At 64.8% G+C, this 15181-nt stretch carries 17 protein-coding genes; 9 read left to right on the forward strand and 8 right to left on the reverse strand.

Annotated elements, in window-relative coordinates; translation table 11 throughout:
- Nucleotides 1-305 precede the first annotated feature (305 nt).
- On the reverse strand, nt 306-539 hold the full coding sequence (locus tag Q0J54_RS08155) for a SlyX family protein (RefSeq protein ID WP_296304973.1): 234 nt from the start codon (nt 537-539) through the stop codon (nt 306-308).
- Nucleotides 540-726: 187 nt separating this feature from the next.
- Here Q0J54_RS08155 and Q0J54_RS08160 point away from each other — a divergent pair, with 187 nt between their 5' ends.
- A complete protein-coding gene (locus Q0J54_RS08160; RefSeq protein ID WP_296304974.1) occupies nt 727-1140 on the forward strand; it encodes a diacylglycerol kinase in 414 nt (137 codons plus the stop codon).
- A gap of 460 nt (nt 1141-1600) precedes the next feature.
- Here the strand turns inward: Q0J54_RS08160 and proB are convergent, their stop codons facing one another.
- The 4 genes from proB to rplU form a co-directional block, all read right to left on the reverse strand.
- Nucleotides 1601-2800 carry a glutamate 5-kinase gene (proB, locus tag Q0J54_RS08165; RefSeq protein ID WP_296304998.1) on the reverse strand — a complete coding sequence of 400 codons (1200 nt, stop codon included), beginning with the start codon at nt 2798-2800 and terminating at the stop codon, nt 1601-1603.
- A gap of 44 nt (nt 2801-2844) precedes the next feature.
- On the reverse strand, nt 2845-3945 hold the full coding sequence (gene obgE / locus Q0J54_RS08170; protein ID WP_296304975.1) for a GTPase ObgE: 1101 nt from the start codon (nt 3943-3945) through the stop codon (nt 2845-2847).
- A gap of 120 nt (nt 3946-4065) precedes the next feature.
- The gene (gene rpmA / locus Q0J54_RS08175; protein WP_296304976.1) at nt 4066-4338 is read right to left on the reverse strand and encodes a 50S ribosomal protein L27; all 273 of its coding nucleotides are present in this window, start codon (nt 4336-4338) and stop codon (nt 4066-4068) included.
- 32 nt (nt 4339-4370) lie between these two features.
- The gene (rplU, locus tag Q0J54_RS08180; RefSeq protein ID WP_296304977.1) at nt 4371-4679 is read right to left on the reverse strand and encodes a 50S ribosomal protein L21; all 309 of its coding nucleotides are present in this window, start codon (nt 4677-4679) and stop codon (nt 4371-4373) included.
- 187 nt (nt 4680-4866) lie between these two features.
- Between rplU and Q0J54_RS08185 the strand changes: the two genes are divergently transcribed.
- From Q0J54_RS08185 to Q0J54_RS08220, 8 genes are all read left to right on the forward strand, one after another.
- Nucleotides 4867-6387 carry a class I SAM-dependent RNA methyltransferase gene (locus Q0J54_RS08185; RefSeq protein ID WP_296304978.1) on the forward strand — a complete coding sequence of 507 codons (1521 nt, stop codon included), beginning with the start codon at nt 4867-4869 and terminating at the stop codon, nt 6385-6387.
- 107 nt (nt 6388-6494) lie between these two features.
- Nucleotides 6495-6851, forward strand: coding sequence for an AtpZ/AtpI family protein (locus tag Q0J54_RS08190; protein ID WP_296304979.1), 357 nt, complete (start codon nt 6495-6497; stop codon nt 6849-6851).
- A complete protein-coding gene (locus Q0J54_RS08195; RefSeq protein ID WP_296304980.1) occupies nt 6838-7275 on the forward strand; it encodes a hypothetical protein in 438 nt (145 codons plus the stop codon). Before Q0J54_RS08190 ends, Q0J54_RS08195 begins: the two co-directional genes overlap by 14 nt.
- Before the next feature lie 47 nt (nt 7276-7322).
- Nucleotides 7323-8027 carry a F0F1 ATP synthase subunit A gene (gene atpB / locus Q0J54_RS08200; RefSeq protein ID WP_296304981.1) on the forward strand — a complete coding sequence of 235 codons (705 nt, stop codon included), beginning with the start codon at nt 7323-7325 and terminating at the stop codon, nt 8025-8027.
- A gap of 61 nt (nt 8028-8088) precedes the next feature.
- Entirely contained in the window at nt 8089-8412 is a 324-nt protein-coding gene (gene atpE / locus Q0J54_RS08205) for an ATP synthase F0 subunit C (RefSeq protein WP_296304982.1), read from the forward strand.
- A 213-nt stretch (nt 8413-8625) separates the two neighbouring features.
- Nucleotides 8626-9270 (forward strand): redox-sensing transcriptional repressor Rex, encoded by a 645-nt coding sequence (locus tag Q0J54_RS08210; protein ID WP_296304983.1) that lies wholly within the window; start codon nt 8626-8628, stop codon nt 9268-9270.
- Nucleotides 9271-9298: 28 nt separating this feature from the next.
- Nucleotides 9299-10054: an adenosylcobinamide-GDP ribazoletransferase gene (locus tag Q0J54_RS08215; protein WP_296304984.1), complete on the forward strand. Its 756-nt coding sequence runs from the start codon at nt 9299-9301 to the stop codon at nt 10052-10054.
- A 404-nt stretch (nt 10055-10458) separates the two neighbouring features.
- On the forward strand, nt 10459-11049 hold the full coding sequence (locus tag Q0J54_RS08220) for a nitroreductase family protein (RefSeq protein WP_296304985.1): 591 nt from the start codon (nt 10459-10461) through the stop codon (nt 11047-11049).
- 346 nt (nt 11050-11395) lie between these two features.
- Here Q0J54_RS08220 and Q0J54_RS08225 read toward each other — a convergent pair whose 3' ends face one another.
- From Q0J54_RS08225 to Q0J54_RS08235, 3 genes are read right to left on the reverse strand one after another with little or no spacing between them, the layout of a single operon-like run.
- Complete coding sequence (locus Q0J54_RS08225; RefSeq protein WP_296304986.1) at nt 11396-12805, reverse strand: lipopolysaccharide biosynthesis protein; 1410 nt, start codon at nt 12803-12805, stop codon at nt 11396-11398.
- Nucleotides 12806-12808: 3 nt separating this feature from the next.
- Entirely contained in the window at nt 12809-13702 is an 894-nt protein-coding gene (locus Q0J54_RS08230; RefSeq protein WP_296304987.1) for an efflux RND transporter periplasmic adaptor subunit, read from the reverse strand.
- Nucleotides 13703-13705: 3 nt separating this feature from the next.
- Nucleotides 13706-15148 carry a TolC family protein gene (locus Q0J54_RS08235; RefSeq protein ID WP_296304988.1) on the reverse strand — a complete coding sequence of 481 codons (1443 nt, stop codon included), beginning with the start codon at nt 15146-15148 and terminating at the stop codon, nt 13706-13708.
- Nucleotides 15149-15181 lie beyond the last annotated feature (33 nt).

Below are 15181 nucleotides of genomic sequence, written 5' to 3' on the forward strand. Positions count from 1 at the left end.
TGCTCACCCAGTCCGCCGTTGCCATGCTCTCGCAGGCCAACAGCATGCCTCAGATGGCTCTGCAGCTCATCGGCTAACCAGACTGTTGTGGTGGAGGGAGAAAAGCGCAAGCCTGGGGGCGAGTGCTGGGGAGCCTCGCCCCACCAACGGGTTATGCAGGGGATGCCTTCGGGCATCCCCCTTTTTCGTTTCGCCGGCCAAAAACCCCTTTCTCGTGGCGAGATCACGCGCGGATGGCGGACCGCCGGCCATGCCCGGCAGCCGCAGGGTTCGCCTCGCAAAGCGACTGGCCTGATACGCGAAGATCAGTAGCGCTCAGGCATATAATGCGGCGGCAGGGCATTTTCCGGCCCGAGCCCCTGCTCGCCAAGCTGTTCGCGCAACAGCCGCAGCAGCAGGCAGGCTTCCGCGAGCTGCCGCTCCATATCATCCAGCTGCCGCTGCTGCCGCACCAGGGCCTCGTGCAGCGCTTCCAGCCGCTGCTCCTGGAAATACATGCCCTCTTCCAGGCGCACCAGGCGCGCCTCATGGTCCGCCATTTCCTTCTCTCCCGTAATCATGTAGACTGGAACGAACGGCCGCCGCAGTGGGCGGCAGGCAAAGCGCCAGCGGATCATGCCGTCCGTCTCCGCTTCTCCAGTCGAATGTTTACACCGGGCGCACCCTGCATCGCCGTGATGTCATGCGTCCCAGGCTTCCCGTACCGCCTGCGCCCACAAGAGTCCCATGACCGATAAAAACCGCCACACGCCACCGCCCCAGCGCAACGCCCTCAAGGGCCGTACCGGCCTCGTCCGCCTGCGTAACGCCCTGCGCTATTCCCTTGACGGCTACCGCGCCGCCTGGCGGGACGAGCAGGCCTTTCGCCAGATCGTCGGGCTGTGCCTGCCGGGGCTCGCGCTGGCCGGGCTGCTCTGCCGCACCTGGACGGAAGGCATCCTGCTCATACTGCCGCTGATCCTGGCGATCGTGGTGGAACTCTGCAACAGCGCCATCGAAAATGTGGTGGACCGCATCTCGCCGGAATGGCATCCCCTGGCCAAGAAGGCCAAGGACATGGGCAGCGCCGCGCAGCTGACCGCACAACTCCTCATTGCGATCGTCTGGGGCAGCTACCTGCTCGCCCGCATTTGCGCCTGACGTCCACGCCGTGTCTCTTTCCTGAAAAAAATTATTGGGGGGAGGGGAAGCCCTCGTGTTGCTGTCGATGCCCGTAAGGCTCCCGCGTCGCCTAACAGTCACGGCCTCTGGCCGCCCGTCGGGTCGCTGCCAGCGCGGGGAGCCCCCCCAAAAAAATACGCTGCCCACTGGCAACAGCGCCAAGGTGTACCAGAAAAAATTTTATAATAATTTTAATGGATAAAATTAATAAGTTACGCACGGTTCACTTGTCTTTGGAGCCAGGTTGCCGCGTGTCCCGGACTTTTTCCTCGGTAAAAGCGCGCTGGGGAAGGGATGGGGGGCTTGGGGGGAAGGGAAACCCGCTCCCGCGCCGGCGGGGGGGTTTCGCTGCCCCCATGGCACTCTACTCACTGTCCCCCGCCCGCGTCGCTCTCCCCGGCCCTTCCCCCCAACAGACAGTACATAGTGTTAACAGGCCCTAAACGGCGGCCTCCAGCAGCATGTTGTCCCGGTGGATGACTTCGGGATAATGGGCATCGCCCAGGATGGCCGCCACTTCGATACGTTTGAGCCCCATGATCTTCCGCAGGTCCGGGGCGCTGTAGTTGCTCAGGCCCACGCCGAGAACGGCGCTCCCGCCGTCCGCATCCAGACGGGCGATGCGCACCAGCGCTCCTTGCTGGAAGTTGCCCTCCACCTGCCGCACGCCGCCGGGCAACAGGCTGCCGCCGCGTTTTTGCAGGGCCTCCGCCGCTCCCGCATCCACCAGCACCGTGCCGCTGGGATCGGCCTGATAGGCCAGCCAGAATTTCCGACGAGAAATGGCGTGCGCGGCCGGACGCACCCAGGTTCCCACGGCCTCGCCGGCAAAGGTCCGGCACATGACGTCCGGCTGCCGCCCCGGGAGGATCAGCGTCGGCACGCCGAGCTGTGCGGCGCGACGGGCCGCGGTAAGCTTGGAATACATGCCGCCGGTCCCCACCGTGGTCTTGCCGCCGCAGAGTTTGCCCAGATCGAGCTTGCTCACATCCTCCACACAGGGCATGACGCCGACATCGGGATCTTCCTGCGGATTGCCCGCCAGCACGCCGGGGGCTGAGGTCAGGTTGATGAAGAGGTCCGCCCCGGTGAGGTTGACCAGCAGGCTGGAAAGGCAGTCGTTGTCGCCAAACTTCAGCTCCGCCACGGAGACCGTGTCGTTTTCGTTGACGATGGGCAGGACGTCCCATTGCAAAAGTTCGGCAAAGGTGTTGCGGGCGTTGAGGAAACGCTGGCGTGCCCGCAGATCGTCCCTGGTAAGCAGCACCTGCGCCGTGGGCAGGCCGTGGGGGGCGAAGGCGCTGTCCCAGGCCCGCATGAGCTGCCCCTGTCCCACGGCGGCGGCAGCCTGCCGGGCCGCAAGGCCCACCACGTCAAAATGACGTTCGTGCCGGGCCAGCGTGGCGCGTCCCGCCGCCACGGCCGCCGAGGAAACAAGGATGAGACGCCGCGCGGGCGCCTCGCCGCGCAGTTCCTCCGACATGCCGAGACCGCCGCGCAGGGCCGCCATCTGGGCCGCGATATTCTCCAGTACGGCCGTGCGCAGGCCGGCGGCATCCGTCAGCACGGCGCTGCCGATCTTGATGATGACGAGGCGGGCATGGGCAAGCGCCGCGCGTTTTTCCTCTTGCCAGTCCACAGGGCGGGTCTTCATGGTTCCTCCGGCCGGGAGGGGCGTTGCCCTCATTCCCGGGTATAGATGACTTCGATGTCCTCGAAATCATCCTCTTCCGCTGCGGGGCCTTCCCAGGCGCGGTGCAACGGTTCGTGCGTCTCCAGACTGTCGCGCATGCGCCAGAGCTCGGCCACCAGCGGTTCCAGCCCTTCGCCTTCGCGTGCGGAGATGAAGAACATCTGCCGCCCGTCGGCAGCGGCGCGCTCCCGCAGCGCCGCCACGCGCTCGGGCGTCTCCAGGTCGATCTTGTTCACCACCTCGATCTGGCGTCGCTGGCCGAGTTCCTCGCTGAAGCGCCGCAGCTCCTCATTGATGAGTTCAAAGCCCGCCCAGGGGTCATCGTCGCTCACGTCCTCGATGCTCAGGATGTGCACGAGGAAACGCGTGCGCTCCACATGCTTGAGGAAGCGATGCCCCAGGCCCTGCCCTTCATGCGCGCCCTCGATGAGGCCGGGGATGTCGGCAATGACCATGCGCCGATCCGGGTCATACTCATCGATCATCACGCCCAGATTGGGCGTCAGCGTGGTAAAGGGATACGCGGCGATCTTGGGCCGGGCGGCCGACACGCGGGAGATGAAGGTGGACTTGCCGGCATTGGGCAGGCCCAGCAGGCCGGCGTCGGCCAGTATCTTGAGCTCAAGGCGCAGGTCCACCACTTCGCCGGGCTCGCCGGGCTGGGCAAAGCGCGGGGCCCGCATGGTGGAGGTCTTGAAATGCTCATTGCCCTTGCCGCCGCGGCCGCCCTTCGCCACCAGCACTTCCTGTCCGGCTTCGCTCAGGTCGGCCAGCAGGCGCTCGCCGTCTTCGGCCACGGCATAGGCCAGCGTGCCCACCGGCAGATCCAGCACCAGATCCTCGCCGTTTTTGCCGTCGCACTGACTACCCATGCCGGGCTGGCCGTTGCGGGCCTCGTAGAGACGCTTGAGCCGGAAATCATAAAGGGAGAGCAGGCGCGGTTCGGCCCGAAGGATGACCGACCCGCCATTGCCGCCGTTGCCGCCATTGGGGCCGCCGCGCGGCACAAACTTTTCGCGACGGAACGACACGCAGCCGTGTCCGCCCTTGCCGGCGCGCACCTGGATACGGGCTTCGTCCACAAATCTCATAAGGACTCCGTGCCGTTGCACGCAACGGCGGTAAGAACGCTGCTGCCTGCCGCGCAAACAGCAAAAGGGAAGAAGCCCTGCGGCCCCTTCCCCAAAAACTGCCCCCAGCCGTCGACCGGACTAGTCGACGACAGGAGTTTCCACGTGAACGCGGGTCAGCACGCGGCGCTTGCGGGTATACTTCTCGTAGCGCACCACGCCGTCGACCTTGGCGAACAGGGTGTAATCCCTGCCCATGCCCACGTTTTCACCGGGATAAATCCGGGTTCCCAGCTGACGCACGAGGATATTGCCCGCCAGCACCTGCTGTCCGCCAAAACGCTTGACGCCGCGTCTTTGGCCCGCACTGTCGCGGCCGTTGCGCGAAGAGCCGCCTGCTTTCTTATGAGCCATGATTTACTCCTTGCTTGCGCGCCGGGGCGCGACTAGCCGTTGATGCTCTTGACGCGGATGGTGGTCTGATCCTGGCGATGACCGCGCAGCTTGCGCGAGTCATTGCGACGCCAGCGCTTGAAGACCATCACCTTGGCGCCGCGGCCGTGCTCCACCACTTCGGCGGTAACAGCGGCATTGGCAACGTAGGGAGCGCCCACCTTGCATTCGGCGCCGCCGATCATCAGCACCTTGTCCAGCGTGATTTCGCTGCCGGCCTGCGCGGACAGCTTTTCCACGACCACTTTGGAACCTTCTTCCACGCGGTACTGCTTACCGCCGGTTTCAATAATAGCGTACATGCTCGACCTCCGAAAAGAGAAAGGCTTATGTGCCTCATTATTCACTGATTGTCAAGACGACTTTTCCCTTTTGTCGCCGCTGGCTCTTAGCACGATTTGCACGGCATGGCAAGCAAAAGTCGTCTCCACGCCTCACTTTCCCGGGCGGGACGCTTGCGGCCATGCGGCGAAATCCGTACAACAGGGCATGACCGCCGACACACCTCTCCTTGTCATCGAGGCGCTTGCCCACGACGGACGCGGCATCGCCCGCACGCCGGAGGGCGTCGTCTTCGTCACCGACAGCCTGCCCGGCCAGACGGTCAGGGCGCGACTGCTGCGGCGCAAGCGCGGCTTTGCCGAAGCCTGCCGGACGGAACTCGTGCAGGCCGGCCCCGATGATCGCGCCCCTCTCTGCCCGCATCAGGCGCAGTGCGGCGGCTGCGCCTGGCAATGTCTTGCCCGACCGGCCCAGCTCCGCTGGAAGGAACGCCTGCTGCGGGACGCTCTGCAACGCATCGGCAGACTGCCGGCCCCGCCCCTGCTCCCCATCCTGTCCGATCCGCGGGAGGCCCACTTCCGCAACAAGATGGAATTCGCCTTCGGCATGCGGCCTGCCGGGCCGTCGCGGAGCGGCCGGCTCTGCCTTGGCCTGCGCGAACGGGGCGGCCTTGCGGTCATCCCGGTTCCCGGCTGCCGTCTCCTGCCGCCGGAAGCGCTGGCCGTCGTCCAGTCGGCGGAAGAGCTGGCCCGGGAGGTCTCAGGCAGCGATCCCCGCCTTGTCGCCCATGCGCCCGCCCCGCGCGCCGCCCGTGGCGGACGCAAGCCCGGGCGGCAGGACGGCGACAGAGGCTTCTGGCGGTTCCTCACCGTACGGCTGGGCCTGCCGCCACGCGGCAGCCTCACGCCGCGGGAGGCCCTCCACAGCCCGCAGGGGTGGCGCGCCTGGGCCATCTGCCTGACCAGTCCGGGAGACGCGCATCAGCGCCGCACGGTCCGCATGCTGGGCGAACGCCTGCTGGCGCGTCATCCGCATCTGGCGGCCTTCATCCATGAAGAGCGCCGTCAGGCGGACGCTCTGGCGCAGGGGGAGCGGCGCGTCCTCTGCCTCGGGGCCGACGGCCGGGAAGACGAGAAGGCCGCGCTGCTCCGCCTGCCGCTGGGCGGACAGTGGTTCAGCCTGGATGCGGCCTCCTTCTTCCAGGTCAATACCACAGCGGCCCAGCTGCTTGCCGGAGAAGTGCTGGAACAGCTCCTGCCCGTCCTTGCCGGCGACGACACGGCCGCGCGGGGGGCCGCCCTGCTGGATCTTTATTGCGGCGTTGGCGCGCCGGGCCTGCTGCTGGGGCGGCAGGTCGCCGAGACCTGCGGGATCGAATACGATGCGCGCGCCATCCGTCTGGCCCGCCGCAATGCGGAAGCTCTGGGCTGCCGGGGGAGCTGGCAGGCCGGGGACGCCGGCACGCTCCTGGCCGGGCGGGCCGATGCGCCAGGCCACTTTGCGGCCGCGCTGGCGGACCCGCCACGGGCCGGCATGGACGCCGCCGTACGCGACGCGCTGCTGCGCCTGCGGCCGCGGCACATCCTGCTCGTCTCCTGCAATTCCGGCACGCTGGCGCGGGATGCCGCGCACCTGGCCGGAGAGTACGAGCCGCTGGCCGTCCGTCCCGTGGACCTCTTCCCGCACACGCCGCATCTGGAGTCCGTCAGCCTCTGGCGACGGCGCTGACGCCCGCTTCGCATTGCGCATTGACGATTTCCGCGGCCGCTGATAATGTATCAGACGGCTGTTGACAGGCGCAGCATGATCCACGCGCCGCAATGGCCGGGGTGGGCATGTCCTTCAGGGAAATTTTGCAGCAACAGCAGCGCGGCCTTGAATTCATGGGGAATATCGGGGTCATCGGCCTGCACATGGTCAGCGGACCGCTGGTGGGCGTCGCCATCGGCTACGGACTGGATGTCTGGCTGGAGACCGGCCCCTGGTGCAAGCTGATCTTTCTGCTTGTGGGCATCGGCGCGGGCTTCCTCAATGTCTACCGGGACAGCCGCCGACTGCTGGCCCGCATGGCCCGTGAAGACGCCCGGCGCAAGGGGCTCGCCGGCGAAGAGCGGCTTTCCGCCGATGTGTCGCCGGCGGAGGAGGTCTCCCCACAGCCCGCGGCGGCGGAGCGGAAGCATGAAGACGCCTGAGGCCGTGCGCGGCATCCCGCCCCGGCTGGATGACTGGCTGTGGCGGCGCGGCATCCGTCATTTGCAGATATTGCCCCTGGTGCGGAATCTGCTGCTGACGTCCGCCCTCCTGCTGCTGGCGGGGGGAGCGCTCGTCGCATTGCGGCTGGGCTGGGGGCTGCTCTGGGCAGGCGTTGGCTGCCTGCTGATGACATGGATTTTCTGGGAGCTGGCGCGGTTCTTTCTCCGCCGCTCCCCGGGTGAGAACGGCATGGCGATACTGCCCCTGCTGCTGGTGCGCTGGGGACTTCGCCTGGGCATCGGGGCCGGTGCGGTCTATCTGATCCTTATCGTGGGGAAGGCCTCGCCGCTGGCCTTTGTGGCCGGCCTGGTGCTTGCCGAGATCATTGCCCTTGCCAGTTACGTTCGCGCCGCGCGGCGCTGAACCCATACCGCGCCGCCCTGCGGGGATGCGCGCAAGAGGAGGCTCCTATGGCTGGTGGTTTGCCGCATCCGGTACTGCTTTCCACCTTTCTGGACATGGATGAAGTGGTCATCAATGGTCAAGCGGTGGAATTCAAGCATGTTTTCTTCTCCTGGGTCTGCATGGCCGTCCTCTTCATCCTGGCTTTCATCGTCCGCCGCCGCCTCACGCTGGTGCCGGGGCGTCTCCAGAACGTCTTTGAAGCCGTCATCGACACCATAGAGAATTTCGTCTGCGGCAGCATGGGAGAAGCCGGACGCAAGTTCGTCCCCCTGCTGGCGGGCATCTTCATCTACATCTTCTCCATGAACATGATGGGCCTGATTCCGGGGCTCGACGCACCCACGGCCAACCTGAACACCACGGTCTGCATGGCCCTCTTCGTGCTCGTCTTCTACAACGCCGTGGGCCTCTGGAAGTGGAAGGCCCACTATGTGCACCACTTCACCGGGCCCTCCAAGTTCCTGGTCCCGCTCATGTTCCCGCTGGAGATCGTGTCGCACCTCTCGCGGCCGGTCTCTCTCTCCCTCCGTCTTTTCGGCAATATCCGCGGGGAAGAGATCGTGATGATCCTCTTCTTCGTCATGGCGCCCATCCTGGGAACCATCCCGATCTACGCGCTCTTCCTGCTCGGCAAGACCATGCAGGCCTTCGTCTTCTTCATCCTGACGATGGTCTACATCAAGGGCGCGCTGGAGGCCCCGGAACACTAGCCCGTCCCTTGTGGGGAATGGTCGCTTGCGACCCAACAATAAACCGTTTTAGGAGTGCACAATGCGCAAACTTCTTCTCACCCTGCTGAATACGGTGGCCCTGCTCGGCATGGCCAGCATGGCCTTCGCCGCCAATCAGCTCGATCCCACCTCCCTCGGCACGACCTGCCTGGCCGCCGCCCTGGGCATCGGCATCGCGGCTTTCGGCTGCGCCATCGGCATGGGCCTCGGCCTCAAGGGCGCCACTGAAGGCATCTCCCGCAATCCCGACGCCAGCGGCAAGGTGACCGGCACCATGATCCTGGCCTTCGCCTTCATCGAATCGCTGGCCATTTACGCCCTGGTCATCAGCTTCATTCTGCTGTACGCCAACCCTTACGCGTAGTCGCCGCCACACGGCATCCACGGGGGGCTCCGGCCCCCCCTTTTTTTGTGCCGTACAGGACGAGGCGCAGGCCCACAGCGGACAGGGCGCAGGCGGTGAAAAGCTTTTTCATGTTTGCTTGCGCTTCCTCCCTTGCGTGGTGAAAAATTTTGCAGTACGTTTGCAAAAACTTTATTTCACAACAGAGCAGGCGGCTCTCCACAGGACAGTTCCATGGTCAACCAGCCCAAGAGCAAACACATCCCCCGTGCCACCATCCAGCGCCTCGCCACCTATGTGCAGGTGCTGGAAAACCTTTCCCGCGACGGGGTGGAGGTCATCTCGTCCAATCCCCTTGCCGAGGCCTGCGGCGTCAACGGGTCACAGGTCCGCAAGGATCTTGCCTATTTCGGGGAATTCGGCATACGCGGCGTGGGCTACCATGTGACGTCGCTCATCGCCTCCATCACCTCGGCGCTGGGAGTGGACCGGGAATGGCGTATGGCGCTGGTCGGCGTGGGCAACCTGGGCAAGGCCATTCTCAATCACGGCGAATTCCGCGCCCGCGGCTTCAACATCGTCGGCATTTTTGATTGCGACCCCTTCAAGATCGGCGAGATCGTGCACGGCCTGGAAGTGCACTGCACCAAGGATCTGCGCTCCATCGTGACCGAGCAGCATATCGAGATCGGCATCATCACCACGCCGCCGGAACGGGCCCAGCGCGCGGCCCAGCATCTCATGGACGCCGGGCTTACCAGCATCCTCAATTTCGCGCCCGCGCGCATCAAGGTCCCCGAGCACGTCACCGTCGAGTATGTGGACTTTTTTCACCACCTCTATTCGCTGGCCTTCAAGCACCGGCAGGAACATGCCTGATGCCTGCCGCGTCCCGTCAGGCAGCCTGATGGGACGTTATCTGGACGCCCTTTCCTTTCTCAGCCGCCTTGTCGTGCGACCGGGGCAGACAGCGGCGCGCTTTCAGGACTGCCTGCCGGCCTTTGCCCCGGCCGGCGCGACACTGGGGCTCATCTGGACCGCCCTTGCCCTCGCGGCATGGCATTTTGCCGCGACAGCCGGCGTGCCGTCCGTTTTTTGCAGCCTTGTGGCAGGCTGGATATGGACGCTGGCCCTGCTCTGGACGACCCGCTGTCTGCATTGGGACGGCGTGGCGGATCTGGCGGACGCCTGCGGCAGTGGCGCCGCCGGGGAACGCTTCTGGCAGATCATGCGCGACAGCCGCCTGGGCGCTTTGGGCGCGCTGGCCGTCAGCATGGGGCTGGCCGGCTCCCTCCTGCTGGCGGCGGCGCATCTGGCGCAGGACGACTGGCCGTTGCTGATCCTGGCGCCCGCCTGGGGACGCGCCTGCTCCCTGCTGCTGGCGGCCTCGGCCCCGGCCCAGGGCGGCGGCAGTCTCGGCAAGCTCGTGTGCGCCGCCATGACGCCGCAGCGCGTACGCCAGCAACTGGCCTGGCTGGGCCTTGCGGCGGCGCTGGCGGGGATGTTCGTCCCTGTATGGCAACTCCTGCTCCTGCTCGCGGGCCAGTACCTGCTCCATCGCCGGCTGTGCCGCACTGCGTTGTGCCACGGCGGCCTTTCTGGAGATTTCCTGGGGGCAAGCATCGAGACGGCGCAGCTCTGGTTCCTGCTGGCGCTCCTCTAGGGCTGTTGCCGCTTTCGCTGCCTGTTTGGGGAAGGAAAAAACCCTTCACGCTGCGTCGATGCTCGTAAGCCTCCTGCGTCGCCCGACGGGCCGCCATCCGGTCGCGCGCGGCTGTCGATGCCGGCGCGAAAGCTCCCAGCCTTTTTGCAGCGGAAAGGGCAAAGGCGTTCGCGTCACTCGTCCCCTGTTTTTCCCGTGCGCTTTTTCCGGGCGAAGCGGCAGGGACTCGAGAGACACGCCCGCCCCAAAAGGCAAGCGGAGCGTTTGGGATTTTTATTTTATACATTGAAATTATTATTTAAATTTGTTTTGCCCCGCCTTGGGCGCTGCGTCCGTCCCGGCATTCACGGCGAATCGTTTCCTCAGCCCCGGCCGGTCACAACATCTAACGCGAGGAGGTCCGCATGGATTTCAAGGCTCTGGTCACGGCGGCGCGCACCTGCCGCCGCTTTGTGGAGGACAGCCCCCTGCATATGAGCGATCTGGAGTGGCTGGCGGACTGCGCCCGTCTTACCCCGTCGGCGCGCAACGCCCAGGTGCTGCGCTATGTGCTCGTTACGGGGGGGATGACGGCGCATGTCCTGCCCCTGACCGTCTGGGCGGGCGCGCTCAAGGACTGGGGCGGGCCGCATCCCGGGGAACGTCCCACAGGCTTCATGGCCCTGCTGGTCCCGGATGAGGCGCGCGAACTGACCTTCATCGACACGGGCATAGCCGCCCAGACCATACAGCTTGCGGCCACCTCGCGCGGCTGGGGCTGCTGCATCATCGCCAGTTTCCAGAAAAGCCGCCTGCAGGAGCTGCTGTCCGTCCCGCAAGGCTACAAGATCGAACTCATGCTCGGGCTCGGCGTGGCAAAGGAGGAACGGCGCATCGTGCCGCTGCCGCCGGACGGCTCGGTCAGCTACTGGCGGGATGCGGAAGGCGTCCACTATGTACCCAAGCGGGATCTGGACGACTGCATCGTCGGACGCTTCCGGGATGAGGACGCCTGACAGCCCCGCCTGCTGAACCGCGTAAAACACAGCGCTGCCGGGAAAGGACGCTCGCCTGATGCGAGCGCTTTTCCGGCAGCTTTGCTGTTGTTGATGCCCGTACGACACCTGCCGCGCCTCACGGGCCCGGCCTGCGACCGTCCGTCGGGTCGCTGCCGCACGGGGAGCGTCCAGCCGTTTGGCAGCGGTGCGGGAAAGGGCGTTCTCGTCATCCTTCCCCACGGCCCCATCCCTTCCCCAGCACGCTTTTCCCAGGGGAGGCGGCAGAGACACGAGACGCCCCCAGCGGCACGCGGAGCGTGGAGAGCGTATTTGCCGTCTCTTGTAATTATTTGTGCGTGTTGTGTCAGCAGGCCCTTGCCTGCTGCCGTTCAAAAGGCGGAGGCGGACGCCAGCGCCAGAACAGCAGGAGCAGGGGGACGAGCCCGGCCAGTTCAGCCACTTCCCGCCAGACAACGAATGAGAGCCCGTACCAGAGCGCGAGGCACAGCCCGATGGCAAGCAGCATGAGCCCCCACTGTCGCAAGCTCATGGGGCGGGCCACCCATTGAAAATACCCCACCGTCAGAATGGCCACCCAGACCTTGGTAATGGTCAGGGTCAGCGCGGTTCCGTCTACCGCCAGAGCGGGGATGAGCGTCAGGCAGCAGATGATGTTGACGGCCAGACCGCTCAGGTAAAAGTACAGCAACAGCTTGTGCTTGCGCATGCCGATCATGGCATAGGCCGCCAGATTGTGCAGAAAGGCCGTGGCAAGACAGGGCGTGAGCAGGCGCTGCGCCGTAACGGCGTCCGCATATTCCGGCCCGTAGACAAGGGGCAGGAAGCGGTCGCTCTCCACACAGATAAGAAAAATCACCGGCAGGGACGCCGCCCAGAGCGAACGGGCGGTCTGACCGGCAAGATGACGGAAAGCCTCGCGGTTTTCCCGCCAGTAGCGGGCCAGCAGGGGGAAGATGACCTTGCCGAGCAGGGCGCTGGATACCAGCACGGAAAGACCGTCCACGGTTTCCCAGGCAACGCTGTAGGAGGCGACTTTAGCCGTGGAGTACGAATCCACAAGAAAAAAGACGTTGATCTTGTTGTAGCACATGGTGCAGGCGGCCATGAGCGTGAAAATGACGCCGCCTTTCATCTTGCGGGCCAAATCCTTGAGTGCGGCCAGGGTCAGCCGCCGCAGGGGATTGTGCCCCAGCGCACAGACGGCCAGCCCGGCACAGCAGACGGATTCAATGGGCTTGTACAGCGCAATGGCCAGCATGGGGAGCTGAAAAACGACGCACACAATCCCGTAGCCTATGCCGATAAGAGCCGACGGGATGCGGATACGCATCTCCACATCCTGCCGTCCACGCGCCTGGCAGAGCGCAAAAAAGGAATCCGTGACGCCGTCCAGCCCGAAGCCCGCCGCAATGAGCAGCATCACAGTCTGCTGTTCCGGCGGCCTGGGCAGCACCAGAACCCAGGTGACCGCAAGCGCAATGAACAGCGCACAGCACTTGAGCCAGGTGGCCTGTCCCAGCAGCTCACGGGGGCGGCCTTCCCGGCGGGCAAAGGACGAGAGCAGAAAGTCATTGAGTCCCACATCAGCGGCGGTCTTGACCAGATAGCCGGCAGACAGCGCCGTGCTGAGCATGCCCATCATATCCTTGCTGTACCGGGCAAGCAGGATGGTGAAGATGGTCCACGAGAGATCCCGCGTCCACTGCGCGCCCAGAATATAGCCCAGCTGCCGGGTGAGTCGGGTAAGCTTCATGCCCTATTTAGTGAACAAAACGATGGCATTGAAGCCGGGCTTCAGCTCCAGCGTCGGATTGGGGACCGTGAGCTCCACCGTGTAGTAGGAAGGATTGCCGACGTTCATGTCCGTGGAGGCCCAGGAGATCTCGCTCACCGTGGCCATGAACTCCTTGTCCTGCAGGGACGGGATCTGCACGGTGGCCACGTCGTCCACGGCAATGCTGTTGACGTCGGCTTCATACACGGGGACCCGGATGAGCACCGGGTTGAGCTGCCCCACGCTGACGGGAGCCATGCCCTGACCGAGCAGGGAACCAGGGCTTGTTTCGGCCGTCACGGAAAGGACGTAACCGCTGATGGGTGAGGTCAGCGTCAGGCTTTCCGGCAGGTCCTCACGCGGATCGAGCGTCTGGCCGAAGTAGCCTTCCAGCTCCTTGAGCCGGGCGGCAAACGTCTTTTCCCGCTTGTCGATGGTCATCTTGAGCAGGTCGATACGCCGCTGGATACTTTCATAACTGGCTTCAAGACGCGAGGAAGCCTGACGCGAGCCCAGCCCGGAGGCCGCCAGCTGCCGCGCCTTGTTGCGCTGGGCCTCTATCTCCGTCTGCTGCTGGCGCAGGCTCAGAATCTGGCCGCGCTCCTCCTCGGTCGCCGCGCCGGTGATCAGTTCGCGCTGCAACATGCGGGCCGCCTCTTCCTGAAGGTGATAGCGCAGCAGCGGCGCTCCCTGCTCCACGGCATCGCCGGGCCGCACGAGCACTTCGTCCACGATGCCGTTGAAGGGCATGGGCGCGGCACGGGTCACCGTGGTGACCACCTTGCCGGTCAGGCGGATCTCAGCCGCCGGAGCAGCCTCGACGACACTCAGGAGAAGACACACGGCCAGCAGGCCAAAACGCAGCACACGAAACATGGGTTATTCTCCACCGGGCAGGCCCAGGAAGCTTTCCTGCAGCAGGCTTGCCACATACATCCATTCAAGGTTGGCAAGGCGGTATTCCAGCTCCGCCTCGATAAGCGCGATCTGTGCCTGTATCAGGGCTTCCTGGCGGTTCGCCACCTCCGGCAGCTCCGTCAGGCCCTGGTCGAAGGACACCTTGGCTTCCGTATGCTGCATCCTGGCCGTCTCCTCATTGAGACGGGCCAGACGCAGGTTGGTTTCCGCAAGGGATACGCGCTGTTCGGCCTGCAACCAAGTATTGGAATAGTCCGTCCGCTTGCGGGCCTGCTGATTGAAGGCCTGCGCCTTCTGCATGCGGGCCGTCTGCACGCCGCGGTAGCGCCGCCCCCAGTCGATGAGGGGAAAGCTGAAGGTCAGATGCAGGAAGGTGTCGTCCGTACCGCCCACAGGCTGTGCCTGCCCGGCAGGCGGATAACTGTTGATGTCGATGTTCATGTCCGGCACATAGGCGGCCCAGGCCACCATGATGTTGTAGTCCGCCAGCTTGATCTGGCTGCGCAACAGGAGGTCATCCTCGCTTTTTCCCCAGCGGTCCTCCCACTTGAGCTTGCGCCCGTCAAAGCCCTTGAGGATGGATTCGGCGGACTGGGTGTCCACGTTCAGCTTCTGCTGCGGGTCAACGCCGGCCAGGATCTTCAGTTCCGTCAGCTGAATGACTTCCTGCATCTTGGCCTTTTCCAGACGGATCTCCAGTTCCCGCTCATGCTGGGTGGCCATATTGAGGGACACCCCCTGCCGGCCGTCCACGCTTTCCAGCTGTTTCCAGAAGGAGGTCAGCTCCCTGGCCACGGGCAGGAGCTTTTCCTGTTCGGCAAGGATGAGGCGCTGGGCGTGCAGGCGCATGTAAGCCCCGGCGATCTTGTAGATGGCTTCGCCCACGGCCTTGCGGTGCGTGGAAATGGCCAGGTTGACCATGAGCTTCTGGACCTGATGCTCAAAATAGGTGGCCACCGGATTGGGGAAAGCCGCATGGAAGCCTACGCGTATTTTCGTGCGGCCGTAGTCGCCGGGGATGTCCGGCTCACTCTTGTTGTAGGAGGTGAGGTTGTTGCTCACGGTCACCGACATTCTGGGTTCCGGCAGGTACTTCCAGATGGCGTCTGTCAGGGCGAGCCGCTTTATCTCCAGATTCACCGCGCTGTTGACCAGAAGCGGAGACTGCTGGATGGTCAGATAGACGCAATCCTCGAAGGTGAACTTCTTGACCGGATCGTACAGGCTGCTCACCACGGCGTCGAGCTTGTCCTTCTTTTCCACGGGGACGCCGGGCGTTTCCTCCAGCCAGTGCCGCGCCGGCAGTTCCGGCGCGTCCATGCCGGCCTTGCTGGAAGCGCAGGCCGTCAGCCCGGCCCCCAGACACAGGAGGGCAACAGCCAGCAGGCGACTCGTTTTCTTCATCTTCCCCATACTCCTTGCACCGCAGAAAAGGCA

The organism is uncultured Desulfovibrio sp. (genome assembly GCF_944324935.1).
Classification (GTDB): Bacteria; Desulfobacterota; Desulfovibrionia; order Desulfovibrionales; family Desulfovibrionaceae; genus Desulfovibrio.